This window comes from Rhizobium mayense, assembly GCF_030272705.1.
Classification (GTDB): Bacteria; Pseudomonadota; Alphaproteobacteria; order Rhizobiales; family Rhizobiaceae; genus Rhizobium; species Rhizobium mayense.
In genome coordinates this window covers 51,762-73,774 of record NZ_JARFYM010000022.1, presented here as the reverse complement: position 1 = coordinate 73,774, position 22,013 = coordinate 51,762, and the positions used below count along the sequence as shown (strand labels likewise).

Annotated in this window: 19 protein-coding genes; 11 read left to right on the top strand and 8 right to left on the bottom strand. The window is 61.4% G+C overall.

Features of this window, described 5'->3' with window-relative positions; all coding sequences use genetic code 11:
• Positions 1-5 precede the first annotated feature (5 nt).
• The 4 genes from PY649_RS22930 (at position 6) to PY649_RS22915 (ending at position 5,987) form a co-directional block, all read left to right on the top strand.
• On the top strand, positions 6-1,226 hold the full coding sequence (locus tag PY649_RS22930; protein ID WP_432761391.1) for an ABC transporter permease: 1,221 nt from the start codon (positions 6-8) through the stop codon (positions 1,224-1,226).
• Positions 1,227-1,236: 10 nt separating this feature from the next.
• A complete protein-coding gene (locus tag PY649_RS22925) occupies positions 1,237-2,946 on the top strand; it encodes an ABC transporter ATP-binding protein (protein WP_285871035.1) in 1,710 nt (569 codons plus the stop codon).
• A gap of 11 nt (positions 2,947-2,957) precedes the next feature.
• The gene (gene otnI, locus PY649_RS22920) at positions 2,958-3,737 is read left to right on the top strand and encodes a 2-oxo-tetronate isomerase (RefSeq protein ID WP_285871034.1); all 780 of its coding nucleotides are present in this window, start codon (positions 2,958-2,960) and stop codon (positions 3,735-3,737) included.
• Between the two features lie 147 nt (positions 3,738-3,884).
• On the top strand, positions 3,885-5,987 hold the full coding sequence (locus PY649_RS22915) for a beta-galactosidase (protein ID WP_285871033.1): 2,103 nt from the start codon (positions 3,885-3,887) through the stop codon (positions 5,985-5,987).
• Positions 5,988-6,247: 260 nt separating this feature from the next.
• Here the strand turns inward: PY649_RS22915 and PY649_RS22910 are convergent, their stop codons facing one another.
• From PY649_RS22910 to PY649_RS22900, 3 genes are read right to left on the bottom strand one after another with little or no spacing between them, the layout of a single operon-like run.
• The gene (locus tag PY649_RS22910; protein WP_285871031.1) at positions 6,248-8,536 is read right to left on the bottom strand and encodes a xanthine dehydrogenase family protein molybdopterin-binding subunit; all 2,289 of its coding nucleotides are present in this window, start codon (positions 8,534-8,536) and stop codon (positions 6,248-6,250) included.
• The gene (locus tag PY649_RS22905; protein ID WP_285871030.1) at positions 8,533-9,516 is read right to left on the bottom strand and encodes an FAD binding domain-containing protein; all 984 of its coding nucleotides are present in this window, start codon (positions 9,514-9,516) and stop codon (positions 8,533-8,535) included. Before PY649_RS22905 ends, PY649_RS22910 begins: the two co-directional genes overlap by 4 nt.
• Positions 9,513-9,980, bottom strand: coding sequence for a (2Fe-2S)-binding protein (locus PY649_RS22900; protein WP_285871029.1), 468 nt, complete (start codon positions 9,978-9,980; stop codon positions 9,513-9,515). The genes PY649_RS22905 and PY649_RS22900 overlap by 4 nt, the downstream gene beginning before the upstream one ends.
• 304 nt (positions 9,981-10,284) lie before the next feature.
• Between PY649_RS22900 and PY649_RS22895 the strand changes: the two genes are divergently transcribed.
• Together PY649_RS22895 and PY649_RS22890 are read left to right on the top strand one after the other, a co-directional pair.
• Entirely contained in the window at positions 10,285-10,920 is a 636-nt protein-coding gene (locus PY649_RS22895) for a TetR/AcrR family transcriptional regulator (protein ID WP_285871028.1), read from the top strand.
• A gap of 118 nt (positions 10,921-11,038) precedes the next feature.
• Positions 11,039-11,416, top strand: coding sequence for a DUF427 domain-containing protein (locus tag PY649_RS22890; protein WP_285871027.1), 378 nt, complete (start codon positions 11,039-11,041; stop codon positions 11,414-11,416).
• Here PY649_RS22890 and PY649_RS22885 read toward each other — a convergent pair.
• The 4 genes from PY649_RS22885 to PY649_RS22870 form a co-directional block, all read right to left on the bottom strand.
• Positions 11,413-12,483, bottom strand: a complete 1,071-nt coding sequence (locus tag PY649_RS22885; RefSeq protein ID WP_285871026.1) for an ABC transporter ATP-binding protein — start codon at positions 12,481-12,483, stop codon at positions 11,413-11,415. The two genes, PY649_RS22890 and PY649_RS22885, sit on opposite strands and share 4 nt — an antisense overlap.
• 20 nt (positions 12,484-12,503) lie before the next feature.
• Positions 12,504-13,352 carry a carbohydrate ABC transporter permease gene (locus PY649_RS22880; protein WP_285871025.1) on the bottom strand — a complete coding sequence of 283 codons (849 nt, stop codon included), beginning with the start codon at positions 13,350-13,352 and terminating at the stop codon, positions 12,504-12,506.
• Positions 13,345-14,283: a carbohydrate ABC transporter permease gene (locus PY649_RS22875; RefSeq protein WP_285871024.1), complete on the bottom strand. Its 939-nt coding sequence runs from the start codon at positions 14,281-14,283 to the stop codon at positions 13,345-13,347. The genes PY649_RS22880 and PY649_RS22875 overlap by 8 nt, the downstream gene beginning before the upstream one ends.
• A 70-nt stretch (positions 14,284-14,353) precedes the next feature.
• Positions 14,354-15,664, bottom strand: a complete 1,311-nt coding sequence (locus PY649_RS22870) for an extracellular solute-binding protein (protein ID WP_285871022.1) — start codon at positions 15,662-15,664, stop codon at positions 14,354-14,356.
• Between the two features lie 221 nt (positions 15,665-15,885).
• Between PY649_RS22870 and PY649_RS22865 the strand changes: the two genes are divergently transcribed.
• The 3 genes from PY649_RS22865 to PY649_RS22855 are packed head-to-tail and all read left to right on the top strand — an operon-like array spanning position 15,886 to position 18,891.
• Positions 15,886-17,091 (top strand): ROK family transcriptional regulator, encoded by a 1,206-nt coding sequence (locus PY649_RS22865; RefSeq protein WP_285871021.1) that lies wholly within the window; start codon positions 15,886-15,888, stop codon positions 17,089-17,091.
• A 42-nt stretch (positions 17,092-17,133) separates the two neighbouring features.
• Positions 17,134-18,234: a Gfo/Idh/MocA family protein gene (locus PY649_RS22860; RefSeq protein ID WP_285871019.1), complete on the top strand. Its 1,101-nt coding sequence runs from the start codon at positions 17,134-17,136 to the stop codon at positions 18,232-18,234.
• 15 nt (positions 18,235-18,249) lie between these two features.
• Complete coding sequence (locus tag PY649_RS22855) at positions 18,250-18,891, top strand: ThuA domain-containing protein (RefSeq protein ID WP_285871018.1); 642 nt, start codon at positions 18,250-18,252, stop codon at positions 18,889-18,891.
• A 106-nt stretch (positions 18,892-18,997) separates the two neighbouring features.
• Here the strand turns inward: PY649_RS22855 and PY649_RS22850 are convergent, their stop codons facing one another.
• Entirely contained in the window at positions 18,998-19,837 is an 840-nt protein-coding gene (locus tag PY649_RS22850) for an oxidoreductase (RefSeq protein WP_285871016.1), read from the bottom strand.
• Positions 19,838-19,942: 105 nt separating this feature from the next.
• Here PY649_RS22850 and PY649_RS22845 point away from each other — a divergent pair, with 105 nt between their 5' ends.
• Positions 19,943-20,869 carry a LysR family transcriptional regulator gene (locus PY649_RS22845; protein ID WP_285871015.1) on the top strand — a complete coding sequence of 309 codons (927 nt, stop codon included), beginning with the start codon at positions 19,943-19,945 and terminating at the stop codon, positions 20,867-20,869.
• A 91-nt stretch (positions 20,870-20,960) separates the two neighbouring features.
• Positions 20,961-21,989 (top strand): CorA family divalent cation transporter, encoded by a 1,029-nt coding sequence (locus tag PY649_RS22840; RefSeq protein ID WP_285871014.1) that lies wholly within the window; start codon positions 20,961-20,963, stop codon positions 21,987-21,989.
• The last annotated feature ends 24 nt before the right edge of the window (positions 21,990-22,013 follow it).

Genomic DNA, 22,013 nt, shown 5'->3' with positions numbered 1-22,013 from the left:
CTGTCATGGCTAAGCAGGAGACATTTGAAAGCAATGCCGGCGGAACCAACATGGGCGGAACCCAAATCGGGCCGGTCCTCGCCCTCGCCGACGGCCCCTCGATCAGCCCGCTCCGGCAGAACAAGGCGGTTTCGACAGCCGCCGTCGGTCCCTGGCGCCTCATCGCCGGCAAGTTCTTCCGTCAGAAGGTCGCCGTTACCGCCGGGACCATCATCCTGATCCTCTATCTCGTCGGCTTGTTCGCCGAATTCCTGGCGCCCGCTTTGCCCGACACGGCGCGGCCGCAATATACCTACGCTCCGCCGCAGGGCCTGAGTTTCTTTGCAACCAAGCCTGATGGTGGCTCGCAGTTCAATTTCCACGTCAAGGGTTACACCATCGCCATCGACAAGGTGGCGCTGCGCCGCACCTTCGTCGTCGACGACAAGAAGATCGTGCCGGTAGGCTTCTTCGTCAAAGGACCCGCCTACAGGCTCTGGGGCTTGATCCCGATGAACCGGCATCTGATCGGGCCGATCAATCCGAACGACCCGATGTATCTGCTCGGCGCCGACAGGCTCGGCCGCGATGTCTTCTCGCGGCTCATCTACGGCACGCGCGTTTCCATGTCGATCGGCCTTGTCGGCGTCGCCGTCTCGCTCATCCTCGGCGTGGTGCTGGGCTCGATCTCCGGTTTCTATGGCGGTTGGGTGGATACGCTGATCCAGCGCGTCATCGAGGTTGTCAGCGCCATGCCGACCATTCCGCTCTGGCTCGGCCTTGCCGCCGCCATCCCGCTCACATGGTCACCGGTGACAGTCTATTTCGTCATCACTCTGATCGTCTCCCTGCTTGGCTGGACGAGCCTGGCGCGCGAGGTGCGCGGCCGCTTTCTGGCGCTGCGAAGCGAGGATTTCGTCACTGCCGCCCGCCTCGACGGATCGAGCGAGGCGCGGCTGATCTTCCGACATATCCTGCCGTCGCTGACGAGCCACATCCTTGCGGTCGTGACGCTTGCCGTCCCGACGATGATCGTCGCCGAGACCTCGCTCTCCTTCCTCGGCATCGGCCTGAAGCCGCCGGTCGTCAGTTGGGGCGTGCTGCTGCAGGATGCCCAGAATATCCGCACGGTCGCCACCGCGCCGTGGCTGCTGATCTGGCCGGCTTTGGCTGTCGTCATCGCAGTGCTGTCCTTCAACTTCTTCGGCGATGGCCTGCGCGATGCGGCCGATCCCTACGACAACTGAGGAGGAGACCATGGCGACGCTTCCCGACGATGTCGTGCTTTCCGTCGAAAACCTGTCGATCGATTTCCGGCTGCGCACCCACATCCTGCACGCGGTCGAAAAGGTCAGTTTCGAGCTGAAGCGAGGCCAGACGCTATGCCTGGTCGGCGAGAGCGGTTCCGGCAAAAGCGTGACGGCGCGTTCGCTGCTGCGTATCGTCGACAGGCCCGGCGAGATCGTTGGCGGGCAAATCCTGTTGCGCAACGGCTCCGAGATCACCGACGTCACCGCGCTCAACCCATCGAGCCGCCCGATGCGTGCCATTCGCGGCCGCCGCATCGGCCTGGTCTTCCAGGAGCCGATGAGTTCGCTGTCGCCGGTGCATACGATCGGCTCGCAGATCGTCGAGGCGGTGCGCCTGCACAGCGATGTCGACAAACGCGCCGCCATGCAGAAGACGATCGAGCTGCTTTCCCAGGTGGAAATTCCCGATCCGCAGAAGATGGCCGACCGCTACACTTTCGAATTTTCCGGCGGCATGCGCCAGCGCGCCATGATCGCCATGGCCCTGGCCGGCAATCCCGATATTCTGATTGCCGACGAGCCGACGACGGCGCTCGATGTCACTACGCAAGCGGAAATTCTTGACCTGATCAAGCGCCTGCAGGTCAGCCGCGGCATGGCGATGCTGCTGATCACCCACGACATGGGCGTGGTCGCGGAGGTGGCCGACGAGGTCGCCGTCATGCGCTTCGGCAGGATTGTCGAGCGCGGGCCGGTCGATGCGATCTATCATGCAGCCAAGCACCCTTACACCAAGCAGCTGCTCAACTCGACGCTGAAGCTGACACATCATCAGCAGTGCAAGGTTCCCGCCATCGCCAAGGCGGCCGAAAGCCCGATGCCTATCCTGTCCGTGCGCAATCTCTCGAAAATCTACGGCTGGGCCGGGCGCAACTCGAAGCCGTTGCGTGCCGTCGACGACGCCAGTTTCGACCTTCATCCCGGCGAAAACCTTGGCATTGTCGGCGAAAGCGGCTCCGGCAAGACGACGCTTGGCCGGCTGATCCTGCGCACGGTCGAACCCACCTCGGGTTCCGTGACGTTTCGCAGGCATGACGGCCGTGAGACCGACGTCACGAAGCTCGGCAAGCGCGAGCTCCGGCATTTTCACCGTGAGGTTCGTCTGGTTTTTCAAGACCCCTTCGCCTCGCTCAATCCACGCCTGACGGTGAAGGAAGTGATCGGCGATCCGCTGGTCGTCAACGGCCTCGCCAAGGGCAAGGCGCTGGAAGCGCGCGTCGGCGAACTCATGCGCCTCGTCGGCCTCGACCCGATGATGATGGAGCGCTATCCGCACGCCTTTTCCGGCGGGCAGCGCCAGCGCATCGGCATCGCCCGTGCCCTCGCCCTCGACCCGAAGATCATCATCGCCGACGAAGCGACCTCGGCGCTCGACGTCTCGATCCGCAGCCAGATCCTCGACCTTCTGCTCGATATCCGCCAGCGGCTGAATCTCAGCTTCCTGTTCATTTCGCACGATATTTCCGTGATCCGTTATTTTTGCGATCGGGTGGCGGTCATGCATCGCGGCAGGATCGTCGAAATTGGCGAGGCCGAACAGATTTGCACCGCGCCGAACGAGGCCTATACCAAGAGTCTCATCTCCGCTGTTCCGAACCCCGATCCGCGCGACAAGCGCATGCTGCACCGGCAGCGCTTCAATGCACCCGCTCTTTGAGGATGAAATACGTGCCGAAATTTTCCGCCAACCTCTCCTTTCTTTATCAGGACCTGCCTTTCATCGACCGGTTTGCCGCTGCCGCGCGGGATGGCTTCAAGGGCCTCGAATATTTGGGCCCCTATGCCGAGCCCAAGGAAAAGGTAGCCGATGCATTGAAGATCAACGGCCTGACGCAAGTGCTCTTCAACCTGCCGTCGGGCGACTGGGCCGGCACCGAACGCGGTATAGCCTGTCTCCCGGACCGCGTAGATGAGTTTCGCGACGGAGTGGCCGCCGCGCTCGATTATGCGGCAGCCCTCGATTGCAAGCGGCTGAACGTCATCTCCGGCCTTGTCCCCAAGGATGCCGACCTCGAAACCCTCGAACGCGTGCTGGTCGACAATCTCCGCTATGCCGCGCCGCGGATGGCCGATGCCGGCATCAAGCTCTTGATCGAGCCGATCAATCTCCACGACATGCCGGGCTTTTTCCTGTCGACGACAGATCATGCCGAGCGCATCCTCGATAAGGTCGGCTCCGACAACCTCTATATCCAGTATGATTTTTACCACATGCAGATCACGCAGGGCGACCTGGTCCGGACTTTCGAGCGATTGAAGGATCGCATCGCCCATGTGCAGATCGCCGACAACCCCGGCCGCAACGAACCGGGCACGGGCGAGATCAACTATGGCTTCATCCTCAGCGAACTCGACCGCCTGGGCTACGATGGTTGGGTCGGCTGCGAATACAGGCCCAAGGCCGGCACCACGGAAGGTCTCGGCTGGATGAAACCCTACCGCACGTGAGGACGCGATGATGGCCAAGGAGACCCCGCTCTAACCCGGAACCTCCTCAAGGAAACAACCGCCTGCAAGACCAATAGCTGCTGAACCGAAGCCAATCTTCGGACGGCGAAGCTTTGCCCGATAGACTGATTGAAGAAGGACCCGACTATGCCCAGAAACGATATTCAACTGCCCTACGGAGCCGTCTATTTCCGCAAGTCCAATCCGCCGCAGGCCGATTGGGAACGCGATTACAAGGTCGCCGGTGAAGACGGACTCAACATCTTCCGACACTGGTTCATGTGGAGTGCAATCGAGGTGGCGCCTGGCGTCTACGACTGGGCGGAATACGACCGCCAGCTCGATCTCGCCGCACAGAACGGCATCAAGACCATCATCGCCGAACTCATCCATGCCGTGCCGGACTGGGCGGTGCGCAAATACAAGCATGCCCTACAGGTCAACGCCGATGGTTCCAAGCTCGGCTCATACATGGGCGTTTCGGCCGCAACCGGCGGCTTTTCCAACAATGGCGGCGGCGCCGGTGCGCTGACGTTGAACTGCCCGGAAGTAAAGGAAGCAGCCGGTCGCTTCCTGACCGCGCTCGCCACTCGCTACAAGGACCATCCGGCGATCTACGGCTACGACGTCTGGAACGAATGCAATTATTCCGCCGACGTCGACTACAGCGATTACGCCAAGGCCGCCTTCCGCAAATGGCTGGAGAAGAAATACGGCGATCTGAAAACGCTGGCGCTCGCCTGGCATCGCTACAGCTACACCGAATGGGACGACATCGAGCCGCCGGTCCATATGGCCCCCTACCCGGAGTGCATCGACTGGCTGAAATTCAAGCGCGACAATTTCTATGATCAGATGCAGTGGCGCATCGATACCATCCGCGCCGTCGACCAAAAGAACGTCATTGCCGCTCACGGCATTTCGGGGGCGATCCCGATCATGGCCTCCAATGGCTGCGACGATTGGCTCGCCGCTTCCAAGGTCGAGGTCTATGGCTTCACCTGGGTTCAGGCCCGCAAGGGCAGCGAAGCCTGGAAGAACTGGTACGGCGTCGACATCAACCGCGCTGCCGCCCGCGGCAAGCCCTTCTGGCATGCAGAGCGTCAAGGCGGTCCGCTATGGCTGCAGCCGCAGGTGATCGGTCGCGACAAGGAGGACGGCCGTGTCGTCGATCCCGAGGATATCCGCCTCTGGAGCATGACCTCGCTTGCCGGCGGCGCTCGCGGCATCCTCAATCTGCGCTGGCGGCCGCTGCTCGACGGCCCGCTCTTCGGCGCTTTCGGTTCCTACGCCATGGACGGCTCGCGCACGCCGCGCTCGGACATGGCAAGCGCCATGGCGAAATGGGCCAACGAACCGGCGCAGGCCGCCCTCTGGGAGGCAAAACCTGTCCGCGGCGAGATCGGCATCCTCGTTGTGCCTGAAACGCAGGAATTCGAATATCTGCTGAGCTACGACCGCAAGGAAAAGCCTTATCCGGAAGCCATGTGGGGCGCCTACCGCGCCTTCCTCGAAAATGGCGTGCAGCCGGACTGGGTGCACATCGACGACATCGACGCCTATGACCTGCTCTATTTCCCCTACCCGATCATGTTCACCGCCGAACAGGCGGCGCGGCTCACCGCCTGGGTCGAAAAGGGCGGCACGCTGATATCCGAAGCCTGCCCCGGCTATTTCGGCGATCGCGGCCATGTCGGCACCATCCAGCCGAACATGGGGCTCGACAAGGTGTTCGGCGCTCTGGAAGACGAAGTCGAGTTCATGCCCGATATCGGCGATCGCATCCATTTCAAGCTGGACGGCGCAGCCGTCGACGGCGGCGGCCTGCTGCAGTCCTATAGGCTCGCCGGCGGCACGGCCCGCGGCAATTTCGACGACGGACGCCTGGCCGTCGTCGAACACCGCTTCGGCAAGGGCCGCACCCTGCTGATCGGCACCAATCCCTCCGTCGCCTATTACCGCAGCGAGGGCCGCGCAAACGGCGCCTTCTTTGCCGAGCTCTTCCGCTGGAGCGGCAAGGCGCGGCAGGTAAAGCTCTCCAATGCCGCGTTGTTTGCCCGTACCCACGAGGGGGAAAAAGGCAGCTTCCTCTGGCTGGTCAATCCGACCCGCACCGCGCAGATGACGGAAGTCGAATTGGTCGTTGGAACGCTTAATTCCGGTAAGGCTGTCTGGCCTGTCGGGGCAACGCAGAGTGGAGGCCGCGTGGAGGTTCCGGCGCGCGATGTGCTGATCCTGCCTCTGGGGTGAGTGATCGAGTGGGGAATGGCCAGGCGAGCGTGATTGCGCCGTGCGTGTTTGCCTGGCCCCTCACCCCAGCCCTCTCCCCGCTCATGCGGGGAGAGGGGGTTCTACAATGTCCAACGCCGCCTTCTGTTCAGGTGGGGGGCCGATTATTTGGCGCTGTCATCCCCTCGCCCCGCTTGCGGGGAGAGGGCTAGGGTGAGGGGGCAGCGCACAAAATTACGACAACGGCGGACATGCCCGACCATCCCCAAAATCCTCACAAACTACAGCAGCTTCTCCAGCGTAATCGGCAGCTCGCGTATCCGCTTGCCCGTCGCATGGAATACCGCATTGGCAATCGCCGGTGCCACACCGACGATCGCGAGTTCGCCGACCGCCTTGCCGCCGAGTATGGAGGCGTGGGGATCGGGGATGCCGACGGAGATGACGTCGATGTCGGGAATATCGGCATTGGTCGGCACGAGATAATCGGCGAGATTGTTGTTGATGACACGGGCATAGCGCTCATCGACAATACCCTCTTCGAGCAGCGCCTGCCCGATGCCCATGATGATGCCGCCCTTCCACTGGCTTTCGACAAGCTTCGGATTATAGAGCCTGCCGGAATCGAGTGCCGAGACGACGCGCGAAACGCGCACGGTGCCGAAATCCTCGTCGACGCGGACTTCGATGAAGTGCGCGCACCAGCTATGCAGTGAATAGTCGCCATCCGTCGGTGATTGCATGGTCGCGATGGTTGAAAAGTTGCGGTAGTGATCCGCTTTGCTCTGCTTGTCTTCCGGCAGGGTGTTGCGCAGCACCTCGATCTTGTCGCGACCGACTTGCCGCAACAGCTCGGCAATGGCGATGCCGTCGCCGCCTTCGCGCGGCGGCAAAATGCGGCCTTCCGAAACTGTCAGCGTATTGGCCTGCAGATCTCGGAACGGCGAGTTGGGATCGTTGATCGCCAGCCCCACCAGCTCGTCGCGGGCGGCGATCGCCGCCTTGTAGACGGCGCCGGTCATCAGATTGGCGAGCTGCGAGCCACCGGCGACGGGCGCACGCGGCAGGGCGGAATCGCCAAGCTTGACGCGGATCTGCTCGACCGGAATGCCCAGTGTTTCCGCCGCCGTCTGCGCCAGGATCGTATAGGTGCCCTGGCCCATGTCGATGCCGCTGCTCGCCACCTCCGCCGAGCCGTCGGCCAGGATGCGCACCAACGCTTCGCCCGGCGTGCGGCGCACCGGATAGGTGCCAGCGCCCACGCCCCAGCCGATCAGATGCCTGCCGTCGCGCATGGAGCGCGGCGCATGGGAACGCTTCACCCAGCCGAACGCCCTCGCACCCGCGTCGAAAGCCTCCCGCAACTGCCTTGTCGACCAGGGCTTGTCGGCTTCGTTATCCCGTTCGGCATAATTCTTCAGCCGGATTTCCAGCGGGTCCATGCCAAGCTCATAGGCAAGCTCGTCTATGGCGCTTTCGATGCCCCAGGCGCTCGGATTTTCGCCCGGGGCGCGGAGCGCACCCGGCGTCACCGTGTTCACCCGCACGACGTTCTGTCGCGACGAGAGATTGGGCGTCGCGTACATGAGCGCCGTGACGACACCGAGAGGCTCGACCGCCATGCCGTCCATCGAGGTTTCATTGGCGCTGTTATGGACGATGGAGAGAAGCTTGCCATCCTCGGTCGCACCGAGCGCGATCGTCTGGCGCGTGCCGGGCCGGCCCCCAAAGGCGGTGAAGGTCTGCGGCCGAGTGACGACCAGCTTCACTGGACGGCCAAGCTTTTTTGCCGCCATGATGGCGACCGCGCCATGCGGAAGCGCAAATGCTTTCGAGCCGAAACCGCCGCCGATATAAGGCGAGATCATCCGTACGCTCTCGAAGGGAATACCGAACCATTCGGCATAGGTCCGCGCCATGCCGTCGATCCACTGGCTCGGCTCCCAAACGGTCAGCCTGTCGTCGTCCCATTTGGCGATCAGCCCATGCGGTTCGATCGGCACGTTGTATTCCCGCGGCGTCTTGTATTCCACCTCGATCTTGACCGGCGCGGCCGCGAGCGCTGCCGCGGCATCGCCCCATTCCTTGGTCATCGGATCGATGGGAAAACCTTCGCCGCCCTTCGGATCCTCGAGGCTGAAGATCGCCGGCGCTTCTTCATAGGTGACGTTGATCAATGCTGCGGCAGCCGTCGCCTGTTCGAAGGTCTCGGCAACGACGGCGGCGATATGCTGGCCGCTGAAGGTGATCTCGCGCAGCAACGGCTGATAGGGACCTTCCGGGCCGGGCGTGTCCATCCAGGTGGTCGCCGAATTCAGCGCAATCTGATTGTCCGGCGTCAGTACCAACAGAACGCCCGGCGCCCTTTCCGCCACCGACGTGTCAATGCCGGTGATGCGGCCCGAAGCGATCGTGCTCTGCACTATGACCGCATGGGTCAGCCCTTCAAGATCGCGCTCGACGGCATAGTCGGCCTCGCCCTTGATCTTCGCGATTCCATCCAGACGGGACAACCGCCCACCGAGCGCGCCGTCGGCGGCGCCATGCTTCCTGGTTTCCATGATGGTCATGCCAATTCTCCCATCTTCAAGATGGCGCGCTCGACAACACGGGGCGCAAGTACGATCTTGTAATGATTGGCGCCATGATCGACGGCACCTTCAACGGCGAGCAGGCTGGCGCGCTTCACGGCATCCGCATCGAGCACCTGGCCCTTCAATGCCGCTTCGACGGCGTGGGCGCGCCACGGCTTGGTGGCGACACCGCCGAGCGCCACCCTGATATCGCGGATCGTTCGACCATCCGCTTCCAGTTCAAGTCCGACGGTGGCGCTGGCCGCCGCGAACTCGTAGGACTGGCGGTCGCGGACTTTGAGATAGGTCGAACGCCGCGCGGCAGCCGAAGCCGGAATGGTGATCGCCGTGATCATCTCGCCCGGCTCGATCGCATGTTCCCGCTCAGGCGTCGTTCCCGGCAAAAGGAAGAAATCGTCGACTGCGAGCTGACGGCTGCCGAGATGCACGACCGCATCGAAAGCCACCAGAGCGACAGCAAGATCGCCGGGATTGGTGGCGATACAGGCCTCGCTTGTGCCGAGAACAGCGTGATTGCGCGTAACGCCGCCGATCGCCGAACAGCCGGAACCGGGCGCGCGCTTATTGCAGGCGGAGAAGGTCGCGGGATCGCGGAAATAGGGACAGCGCGTGCGCTGCATCAGATTGCCGCCGATCGTCGCCATGTTGCGGATCTGCGCCGAGGCCGCGAGCGACAGCGCCTCCGAAACGGCCGGGAATTGCGCCTTGATATTCGCATCGTCGGCGACCCGGCTCATTTTTGCGAGCGCGCCAATTGTGACCCCCTGATCGGCGAGAGAAATGGCATCGAGACCGGCAAGATGGCTGATATCGACCATCGTCTGGGGCTCGGCAACGCCACATTTTGCGAGGTCGAGCAGCGTCGTCCCGCCGGCGAGCAGCATGGTGCCGGAAGAGGCTGCGGCCTGCCGGGCTTCATCGACGGAGCCGGCGCGAAGATAGGAAAACGCTCTCATCGCCTGGCCTCCGCTGCTTCGCGCACAGCGGCGACGATATGCGGATAGGCGCCGCACCGACAGAGATTGCCCGCCATATACTCACGGATTTCATCGTCGGAACCGGCATGGCCCTCGCGGATGCAGGCAACCGCCGACATGATCTGTCCCGGCGTGCAATAGCCGCACTGGAAGGCGTCGTGCTCCAGGAAAGCGGCCTGCACCGGATGCAGATCGCCGTTTTCTGCCGCCAGCCCTTCGATCGTGGTAACCTTGCGGCCCTCGACCTGAGCGGCCAGCATCAGACAGGAGAGCACGCGTTCGCCGTCCACATGGAGGGTGCAGGCGCCACATTGGCCCTGGTCGCAACCCTTCTTCGTGCCGGTCAGACAGAGATGCTCGCGAAGGGCATCGAGAAGCGTGACACGTGGATCGAGCGAAAGCTCGTGCTCGTGCCCATTGATATCGAGACGGACGGTCGTCATCAGCTCACTCCCTGTTCGTGTCATCATCTTACAATCATCGGAATCAACCGGTCGTGACATCCTTTCTTGACGCCAAGCCTGACCGGCGCCAGGTAATCGGATCATGGCGCTTTCGCCGGCGCATGCGGCTTGTGGTAGAGTATCGAGGTAAGATAGCACCTTTGCGGTCGTTGATCCTCCGATTAGACAGCAATGGCATCCTGGCCCTTTATGAGATAACAATTCTCTGGTACTCAAGATTAAACGGAGGCGCCTCCGTTTATAACCGTAGAGACTTGTTCGATATCGTCAAGTTGCAATCCGCATGGAGCGAAAATTGGCTTCCAGGCCATCGTCAAAGCTGAAAGACGACACGCCGACTGGCGCTAAAACCCTACGCGCGGATGCACGGCGCAATCGTGACAAGCTTGTCGAAGTCGCGGCCGAAGCCTTCGCCAGCCACGGCACCGCAGCCTCGCTCGAAGACATCGCCCGGCGCGCCGGTGTCGGGGTCGGTACGCTCTACCGTCATTTTCCGACCCGCGAACATCTCGTCGAAGTCGTCTATCGTCACGAGGTCGAAGCGCTCTGCAACGCGGCCGAAGAACTCTCCCGCGAGCGTGCGCCGGATCAGGCGCTGGAAGAATGGATGCACCGCTTTGTCGGCTACATCGCCACCAAGCGCGGCATGGCCGACAGCCTGCGGATCCTTTTCAACAGCAATTCCACACTCTTCGCCGACAGCTATGGCAAGGTGCCGATTGCGCTCAGCGGCCTGATCGAACGGGCAATGGCCGACGGCTCGATCCGCACCGACGTCGATAGCACCGATGTGCTGCAGGCGCTGTCCGGCACCTATTCCATGCCCAGTTCACCGGAGTGGCATGACCGCGCCCGCCGACTCGTCCGGCTGCTGATGGACGGCTTGCGCTGGGGGGCGCCGAAAGCGCGGAATCCATAGGGCCTGATAATCGGCTGAACACTTCCTATATGCATTTTGAACATGGATCGTCGGGCGCGTCTGCCGGTGGTGGAACTTTGTGCCTGACCAACTACTGTCAAAGCTGAGGAGAGCAAGAATGTCCGAAAAGCTGGTCAAAATTCCCGGTCTCGATCATCCCATCACGATCGAGAACAAGCGGGCCCACGTCACCGTTTCGGTTGCCGGCAAGGTCATCGCCGATACGCGGGAAGCGCTGTCTCTGCAGGAAGCCACCTATCCGGCGGTCATTTATGTTCCGCGCAAGGATGTCGACATGTCCGCGCTCAAGAGAACAGACCACGCGACCTATTGCCCCTATAAGGGCGATTGCTCCTATTACAGCATTCCCGCCGGCGGCGAGCGTTCGGTAAACGCGATCTGGACCTACGAAAATCCATACGCTTCCGTAAGCCAGATCAAGGATTATATGGCCTTCTATCCCGACCGGGTCGACGCCATAAACATCGCCGCTTAAAGAGCCAAGCCGCTTCCGCTGTCGAAAACATAGACCTGATCGGGGTTGACGGTGACCTTCAATTGCTCGCCATAGCGAACCGGGGCTTCGCCGTCGACGACGGCTGTCACCTGTTCGCCGGCAAGATCGAAGAGCACGTGGGTCTGCGCGCCTGTCGGTTCGACCAGCAAGGTCTGGCCAGTGAGCGCCGAGCCATTGCCCGTCAAACTGAGATGTTCGGGCCGAAGTCCAATCTTCACGGTCTGACCGGGCTTCACTTTGCGCGCATTCGCAATGCGCACCTGCGTGCCATCCTTCAGCCGCACGGCCGGCGAGCCCTCAGCGCCATCTGCTACCCCATCAAGAAAATTCATGGCCGGCGAGCCGATAAACCCCGCGACGAAAAGATTGGCTGGCTGCCGGTAAAGGTCGATCGGCGTGCCCTGCTGCTCGATCCGCCCCTGGTTCAGCACCACGATGCGGTCGGCAAGCGTCATCGCTTCGATCTGGTCGTGCGTGACATAGATCGAGGTCGTCTGCACTTTCTGATGCAGCGCCTTGATCTCCGAGCGCATCTGCACGCGCAGTTTTGCATCGAGGTTCGACAAGGGCTCGTCGAACAGGAAGACGGCCGGATTGCGCACGACGGCGCGGCCCATGGCGACACGCTGGCGCTGGCCGCCGGAAAGCTGCGCCGGCTTGCGGTCGAGTAGCTTGGTGAGGTCGAGCATGCGCGCGGCCTCGTTGACCCGCTGCTCGATCACCTGCTTGGTCTCGCCCGACAGTTTGAGATTGAAGCCCATATTCTGCGCGACCGTCATATGCGGATAAAGCGCGTAGGACTGGAAAACCATGGCGATATTGCGCTCGCGCGGCGTCAATTCATTGACCACCTGCCCCCCAATCGACACATCGCCGTCGGTGATTTCCTCAAGGCCGGCGATCATGCGCAGCAGGGTCGACTTCCCGCAGCCGGACGGCCCGACAAGGGCAATGAACTCGCCGTCGCCGATCGCCAGCGAGACATCGTGGATGACCGGCAGTGCGCCATAGGCTTTGTGGATGTTATGCAGTTCAACGGATGCCATGCTATTTGCTCCGGTAAGGCTTACGATTTCACAGCGCCGGCGGTGAGACCCGCGATGATGTGCTTTTGCGCAAGGAAGAAAACGATGATAGTGGGCATGATGGTCAGCGTGATGAAGGCCAGCACCAACTCCCATTCTGTGCCGAATTCGCCGCTATAGACCATCATGCCAAGCGGCCAGGGATAAATCGAGTCCGAATTCAGCATGATCAGCGGCAGGATGTAACTGTTCCAGCTCCCGACAAAGGAGATAATGCTGACGGTGGCAACGATCGGACGCGAGAGCGGTAGCGAGATGTGCCAGAAGAAGCGGATATAGCCGCAACCATCGACGAAAGCGGCCTGAAACAATTCTTCCGGAAGGTTTCGAAAATAATTCCGGAACAGAAGAATGCTCATACCAAGACCGAAAGCCACTTGCGGCAGCACCACGCCCCAGTAGGTATTGAGCAGGCCGAGATCGCGGATGCGGATGAACAGCGGCAGGATCGCGGTGGCCGCCGGGAACATCAGGCCGATCAGGAAATAATTCAGCAGGAAGTTCGAGCCGAAGAACTTCACGTGCGCGAAGGCGAAGGCCGCCATGGCCGACACCGTGACCGTCAGGAACACGGTCAGGACGGCGATGATCAGCGAGTTCATCATCTGCCGCCAGTAGCGGTCGCCGAACAGGATGCCGGTATAGTTCTCGAAATGCCACTCAGACGGCAGGCCGAAGGGATGGGTCCTGAGATCGCCAAGCGACTTGAAACCGCCAAGCGCCGTGGTCAACAGCGGGATTAGCACGATGGCGGCGATGATGGTCAGCGACACGTAGAGATAGATCTTCGTGCCGGTGGTCATGCGAACGGATGAAGTCAGATCAGTCATTGCGCATAAATATCCGTTTGTAGCCGAAGGCGAGGGTGACGCAGATGACGAACAGCACCACACCGACGGCGCTGCCGAGGCCGACCTGCATGCGGGTCACGCCGAAATTGTAGAGGAAGGTCACCATTGTCTGCGTCGAGTTGAACGGTCCGCCACCTGTAAGCGGCATGATGAGATCGAAAAGCTGCAGCGAACCGACGACGGCGAAGAAGACGGACAGACGCAGCGTCGAGCCGAGCAACGGCAGGGTGACGTAGCGGAATTTCTGCCACCCGGTGGCGCCGTCGATTTCGGCGGCTTCCAGCACGCTCTTGTCCAGCGATTGAAGGCCGGCAATGAACAGCATCATGTGGAAGCCGAAATATTTCCACACGATCACCGCCAGCACTGCATACATCGCCAGATTCTTATCGGCGAGCACATAGGGCGTGGCCGTGCCGAGAAAATGCGAGATCGCGGCAAACAGGCCGTAATCGCCGTCATAGACGAAGCGCCAGATCAGGCCGGCGGCCACTTCAGCCAGCACATAGGGCAGGAAGAAGATCAGCCGGAAGAGCACGACGCCGCGAATGCGGTTTGCCAGCATCGTCGCCAGCCAGATGGCAAGCGGCACCTGAACAGCGATCGAAACCAGGATAATCAACGCATTGTTCTTGAGCGACGTCAGGAAGGCGTCGTTCTTGAAGAGAACCTGAAAATTGCGCAGGCCCACGAATTCCGTCGGCGGGCCGTAACCGTTCCATTTGTAAAGGCTGTACCAGGCAGCTTCTCCCATCGGCAGGATGACGAAGATGGTGAAAAGCAGCAGCGCCGGCGGCAGGAACAGTAGGATGACAGGCATGCGACCGCGTGCGGCTGGTGATTTTCGCCGTGCTGCGGGTTTCGCTCTGGCGATGGAGGGTATGGCGGTCGTTGCGCTGACATCGGTCATTGGCAGTCTCGACTTTGTAATCCAAAAGAAAAAAGGCGCCGGCCGGGGGGATTGCCGGCGCCCGTTGGCGTTAGAGCTGATCCTGCTCGAAAGCGTCCTGGACCTGCTGTGCGCCATCCTTCGGCGTCATCTGACCCGAAACGATACCGACCGCGATGTCGTTGACGACACGGCCGACGGAGGGGCCGAGATCCTGGTCGAAGAAGTTCTGGTGCCAGGTCGAATGCGCCAGCTGCTCGGCCGATGCGTGCATCAGCGGGCTCTTGACCCCATCTTCCGAACCGATCGTCACCGGAATGATCATGCCGGCCTGCGCCATGATGCGCTCATTGTCCGGATTGGTCAGATAGGCCAGGAAGTCGAGCGCTTCCGGCGGAGCCTTCTTGGTCACGGCCCAGCCGTTCAGGCCGCCGAGCGTATCGGTCGGAAGACCGGCGCCGCCCGTAACCGCCGGGAAGGCGAAGCGGCCGATATTGTCGTCGGCCAGACCCTTGCCGTCGCCGGCATTGGTGCGCTGGTTGGCTGCGGTGTTTTCAAAACCAAGGATCATCGCAGCCTTGCCGTCGCCGAAGACGCCGAGCGCCTGCGGCCAGGTGGTGCCGAGATAGCCGGGCTGGAACGGATCGAGCTTGCCGAGGTCGGCGAGCTGCTCGCCGGCCTTGATGATCGCCGGATCGTTGAAGCCATTGCCCTGGCCGGTCTTGGCCGCGGTAAAGACCTGCTGGCCGCCGTCACGCATCACCAGATAGCTCCAGTAGAAGTGGATCGGCCACTTCTCCCCGCCACCGCCCGCGATCGGCACGATGCCGGCAGCCTTGATCTTCTTGACCGCGGCCAGATAGTCGTCCCAGGTCTTGATGGCTGTCGCATCGACGCCGGCCTTGGCGAAGAGCGCCTTGTTGTAGAAGAAGGACACGGTGCCGAGCTTGAATGGTACGGCGCTGATCTTGTTGTCGAAGGTCAGGCCCTTGACGGCTGCCGGGTTATAGGTCTTCAGCCAGGCGCCGCCATTGGCGTTCATCGCCGAGGTCAGGTCCATCAGAGTGCCGGTTTCTTCCTGCTGCTTCAGCACGCCGCCGCCCCAGCTATAGAAGAAGTCCGGCGCGTCCTTCGACTGCAGCAGCGTCGGCAGCTTGGCCTTGAAGGCTTCGTTCGCCAGGAACTGCATTTCGATCTTCACGCCTGGGTGCTTGGCTTCGTACTGATCGGCGATCTTCCGCCAGACGGCGATGTAGTTCGGATCGAGCTCCAGGTGCAGCCACTTGACGACGGTATCGGCAGCCGCGCTAGTAGCGCCGGCAAGGATCGAAAGCCCCGTGGCGGCGGCAATGGCAGCAATACGCGCTCCGCGAAGGGCTTTCGCCCCACGTTCATACAGCATGATTTTCTCCTCCGAAGGGAACAAGAGCTTCGATTAATTTTTCCCTTATGCGGATTAATTCAACGGAGCTTTGCTGAAATGTCAACCGCCATTCCTAAAATTTAGGCAAAATGGCGGGAAAGCGGCTTGACATCGGGCAATAAGCATAGGCTATTTAATTCGTATCCCGTCAAAAATATCAGGCTCATAGCCGAGCGGAATTATCATTCGGCAACATTCTCATGAAAACAGCAGACCCCGAGCTTATGCGAGCGATAAACCGCTTCAACGTGCTGGATACGATCCGGCGCGCGGGCTCAATCGCGCGTGTTGAAATCAGCGAACGCACCCAGCTTTCGACCACCACGGTCTCGGCAATCACAGCTTCGCTACTCGATGACGGCCTGATCCTGGCACGTACCGAAGGCGACCTGCGGGAAGCAGCGGCCCGTGGCCGGCCGCGTGTCATGCTGGAGCTCAATCCGGATGCCGCCCGCGTCGTCGGCGCAAAAATCGCAGCCAACCGCATGGTTTTCGTTGTTGCCAATTTCCGCGGCGAGGTGCTCTCGACGCTGACGCTCGCCCTTCGGGTCGACCGGCAGCCGATCAGCGTCATCACCGACCTCATCGAGGACGGCGTACGCCGCTGCGTGGTCGATGCCGATCTGGCACTCGATGAAATCGATTCGGTCTGTCTCGGCCTGCCCGGCGTTATCGAACACCGCACCGGCCACGTGCGTTCCAGCCCGATCTTCCGCGAAAACGGCGTCGATTTTGCCAAGGACATGTCCGAGCGGCTGGGCGTCACCACCATCGTCGAGAGCGATGCCCATGCGATCACCTTGGCGCACCACTGGTTTGGCGAGGCGAGAGATCTCGACGATATGGTGCTGGTGTCGCTGGAACAGACACTCGGCCTCGGCGTGTTGCATGGCGGCCAACTGTTCCGCGGCGCCGGTGGCTTGAGCCACAATCTCGGTGACCTCGCGCTCGGTATCGGGCCGCAGGGCATGATCAGGCTCGCGAGCCTGGCAGGTGAAAGTGCCATTCTCGGCGACCAGCCGAACGGCGGCCGCTTTGCCGAAGCCATCCGCCTCGGCCGCGGCATGGCCCATGCTAAAACATTGATTGCAGCCGAGGACAACACACTGATCAGCGCGGCGATCCGGGCGGGCGAAGCCTGCGGCATGGCGCTTGCCAATATCGTCACCTTGTTCGCGCCGCCGCGCGTTATCCTCGTCGGATCGAGCCTTGCGCTTGGCCAACCCTTCCTCGACAGCCTCCGGGACGCCTATTCCCTGGCGATCCCGCCATCGATCAAGGGCGTGACCGAACTCGTCTTCGATCAGTCGACGGATGAAACCTGGGCGCAGGGCGCGGCTGTGGTCGCACTGCGCGAACTCTACGAATCTCCTTGGGGAACGACAGGGCCGGCCCCGGCGCTCTGACCCCGCAAGGTATGCACAGACACTTCATTTGGAGGAAGTTCTATGGAAAAGGTCGGTATCGGCATCATCGGTTGCGGAAATATTTCCGGAGCCTACCTCACCGCGATGAAATCGTTCCCCATTCTCGATATCAAAGGGGTCGCCGACCTCAATCGCGAACTCGCCGAAACAAAGGCCGCCGAATTCGGCCTGAAAGCCGTTGACGTTGCCGCCCTGTTCGCTGATCCCACGATCGAGATTATCGTCAACCTGACCATCCCGAAGGCGCACGTCGCCGTCGGCCTGCAGGCGCTCGACGCCGGCAAGCACACCTATTCCGAAAAACCGCTCGGCATCAACTTCGCCGAGGGCAAGAAGCTCGCCGACGCCGCTGCCGCCAGGGGCCTGCGCATCGGCGCGGCTCCGGATACCTTCCTCGGCGGCGGCCACCAGACGGCGCGTGCTGTCATCGATGAAGGCGCGATCGGTATTCCGGTCGGCGGTACCGCCACCTTCATGTGCCCGGGCCATGAACGCTGGCACCCGAATCCGGCTTTCTATTACGAAGTCGGCGGCGGCCCGATGCTCGACATGGGTCCCTACTACATCACCGACCTCGTCAATCTGCTGGGCCCGGTTTCCCAGGTAGCCGGCTTTGCAGTGACCCCTCGCAAGGAACGCATCATCACCAGTGAGCCGCGCAACGGCGAGCGTATCCCGGTGCATGTGCCGACCCATGTCGCCGGCGTCATGGCCTTTGCCAACGGCGCTGTCGTGCAGATCGGCATGAGCTTCGACGTCGCCGGCCACAAGCACGTGCCGCTCGAAGTCTACGGCACCGAGGGCACGCTGATCGTGCCTGACCCGAACCGCTTTGCCGGCCCTGTCGAATACCTCAAGAAGGGCGGCCAGTTCGAGGAACGCGAAGTCACGGCCCCTTATGCCGACGGCAACTATCGCTCACTCGGTGTCGCCGATCTGGCGCATGCCATCCGCTCCAACCGGCCACACCGCGCCAATGGCAGCCTCGCGCTGCATGTGCTCGAAGTCATGGAAGCCTTCCAGACCGCATCCGACACAGGCCGCACGGTCGCCATTACCACCAAGACAGAACGCCCGGCCCCGCTTTCCGAATCCCTCGTGGACGGTAAGATCGGCCGCTAATTCAGGAGAACCATCATGCGTGAAGCACTTATCGTCTGGGGCGGCTGGAGCGGTCACGAACCGCAGGAATGCGCCCATATCGTCCGCGACATGCTGCAGGAGGACGGCTTCAAGGTCTACCTCGAAAACAGCACGGAAGCCTTTGCCGATCCATCGATCCATGACCTCAGCCTGATCGTGCCGATCGTCACCATGTCGAAGATCGAGAAGGAAGAAGTGAAGAACCTCGCCGCCGCGATCGAAAGCGGCGTCGGCATTGCCGGCTATCACGGCGGCGCCGGTGACAGCTTCCGCGAAAGCGTGGAATACCAGTTCATCATCGGCGGCCAGTGGGTCGCCCATCCCGGCAACATCATCGACTATACCGTCAACATCACCAAGTCAGACGACCCGATCATGGAAGGGATCACGGACTTCCCTTACACGTCCGAGCAGTACTACATGCATGTCGATCCGTCGAACGAAGTGCTGGCAACCACGACCTTCACCGGCGATCACGCCTACTGGATCGACGGCGTCGTCATGCCGGTCGCCTGGAAGCGGAAATACGGCAAGGGCCGCGTCTTCTATTCCTCGCTCGGCCACCAGGCCAAGGAATTCGACGTGCCGCAGATGAAAACCATCTTCCGCCGCGGCGCCAACTGGGCGGCGCGTTAAGTCCGCTTTCGTTCTTCGGAATGGAGGTTGGCTCTCTCCCCTCTTCTCCCCGCCCGCGGGGAGAAGACAACGGTTCCAGAAGCGGTCGCCGGCTTCAAACTCAGTCTCAGGCGTCAAGCCGCGTATTCGAACCGACACCCTTCCAAATTCCGAGATCGGCTAGCAACCGTTCCGCATGTTGGCGGACCGCATCGATGGCGTCATCACCCAATTGAAGCCGCAGCGGCGTGTTTTCGCTAGCCAGCGCAATATCGATCGCGGCTGCGGCTTTCAGTGGATCGCCGACCTGGGTTCCATCCATATCGAGCATCGCTTTTCGAACGCCGGCGAGCGTCTCCCGGTAGGCATCATGGCTCGGCATGAAACGCTCGGCATTGCTGACAAGTGACGTTCTGAAAGCACCGGGCTCGACGATGAGCACCTTGATCCCGAACGGCGCGACCTCTTGGGCGAGTGCTTCCGAATAACCTTCCAAGGCGAATTTCGTTGCGGAATAAGCTCCGACGCCTGCAAAGGACATCTGGCCTCCCATGCTGGAAATATTGACGATCGCTCCTTTTCCTCTTGCCCGCATGTGAGGAAGTGCCGCGCGGGTGACAGCCATGGCACCGAAGAAATTCGTATCCATCAGAGCGCGGAGTTCGGCCTCCGGCGTTTCCTCCAGCGCCCCGACAATTGCATAGCCTGCATTGTTAATGAGAACATCTATGCCGCCGAACGCCGTAATGGCGGCGGCAATGGCCTGCTCCGCGGCGGCGGCGCGGTTCACATCGAGTTCGACCGTCAAAAGCCGGTGGCCTCCCTCCGGCTGCAGCGATTGAAATTTTTCTCTCGCTCTCGCGGTGGCAACGACATTGTAGCATTTCGAAAGCGCATATCGAGCAAATGCAAGACCAAATCCGGATGAGGCGCCAGTGATGAACCAGGTGGGTGTCGAGGTGGACATAGCGGTGATCTCCTGACCGCAGTTGATGTTGAGACCTACTATATCGGCAGGAGATAGATTGATAATATGGTTCTATCCGCACTCCTTATGCGATAGGATTCATGAATGGACCGCGATCTCCTTGCTCATTTGCCGGTGTTTCTTGCCGTGGCGCGCCAGGGCAGTTTCGCCGGCGCGGCTGCGGAGCTTAGCCTAAGCCCCTCCGCAGTGAGCCACGCGATCCGGATGGTCGAGTCGCGGCTTGGCGCGACATTGTTTGCCCGCACCACCCGGAGCGTCGCCTTGACGGAAGCCGGAAACCATCTTCTGGGCATCATCAGGCCGGGGTTCTCGCAGATCGAAGACGGGCTTGACCAATTTCGCGCCAACACGGGCAATGTAACCGGCGCGCTGCGCCTCAACGTCCCTCGCACTGCGCTGGCATTGGCGATCACCCCTGTTATCGTCGAACTTGCGCAGCGTTTCCCCCAACTGACGGTGGAGATCGCCATCGATGATGCATCGGTCGATATCATCAGCGGCGGTTTCGACGCCGGAGTACGGTTGGGAGAAATGATCGCACAGGACATGGTCGCGACGCGTCTGACCCCTCCCTTTCAGATGATCCTCGTCGCAGCGCCGGATTATCTGGCCCGAAGGGGCGAGCCACGGGCCATACAGGAGCTCGCAAATCATAATTGCATCGGATTTCGGCAAATCACGTCGGGCAGCCTCTACGACTGGGAACTGAACGACGGTGGAACCATGGTCTCGGTTGCCGTCAGGGGAAGCTCGATCGTGACCGATGCCACCTATGCCAAGGAACTTGCCCTGGCGGGTGTCGGCATTGCCTATCTCATGGAACCTCTGGCCGGAGCGGAAATTGAAAGCGGAAAGCTGAAGCAGCTACTGCCTGAAACAGCAATCGAAGAGCCTGGTCTGTTTCTATATTATCCAAAGCGCGCCGCCACCGCGCCAAAGCTCCGCGCATTCATCGACGTCGCCAAACATAAGCTGAAATCTCAACTGGCGCAGCGCCGCTTGCCACTTTAGCCCGACCTGATAAACTGACATCCAGCACGTCACAAACTATTGTGCTGCTTGCGTTTTTGGTGCTGTAGAGCGCGGGATGGATCAAGGCGCAATGGGAGCATCGAACACCTCTGCTGTCGCCTACGGCACCGAGCCGGGTGTGCGCTTCGCCTCCCAGCTCGACGGACATGGCGGCTGCAAGCAGCTCTGCATGGACGAGGTCTGTGCCTGGAGACCCGGCGAGGGCGTGACCTGGCTGCATCTCGAGCGCGATCATCCGGCCGCCGCCGAATGGGTCAAGCACAAGAGCGGCTTCGACCCCTTCGTCATTGAAGCCCTGCTGGAGGAGGATTCCCGCCCCCGCGTCGAGCCGGTGGGCGACGGGCTGCTGATCATCCTGCGCGGCGTCTGCGCCACCTCGCCAGATGGTGCGACGCAGAAACCTGACGATATCGACCTGGTGCCCATACATCTCTGGGTCGATGGCAACCGCATCGTCTCCCTGCGCGACAGTGGTCACTACATCACGGCGCTGCGCGATATTCGTCTGTCGCTGGAGAAGAAAAAGGGGCCGCAACGTACCGGCGACCTGCTGGCCATGATCGGCGACAAGCTGGTGCGCGACCTGGAACCCGTCCTCGACGCCATGGATGAAGAGGTGGACGAACTCGACGAGCTGATCTTTCATGGTGACGCCAGTCAGGTGCGCGAACGTCTGAAGCTTTTGCGCCGGCGCGCGGTGCAGCTTCGCCGTTACCTCGCGCCGCCGCGCGATGCACTGAATCGCATCGAGCATGACGACGCGCCCTGGCTGGCCGAACGCGACAAGCTGCGCATGCGTGAGGTCATCGACAAGCTGATGCGCTATATCGAATATCTCGACGCCATCCGCGACCGCACCAGCATCCTGCATGACGACCTGTCGACCGTCATCAGCGAGCGCATCGCCCGCAATTCCAACCGCCTCGCCGCGCTTGCCGCCCTGCTTCTGCCGCCGAGTGTCGTGGCCGGCCTCTTCGGCATGAATGTCGGCGGCATTCCCGGCGTCAACGACACCTGGGCCTTCGTCATCATCGTCGTCTTCGTCACGGTAAGCTCGGTCGCCACCCTCTGGGTGCTGAAGCGCATCAACTGGCTTTAGATTGCCGCTGAACCGCACGCGTTT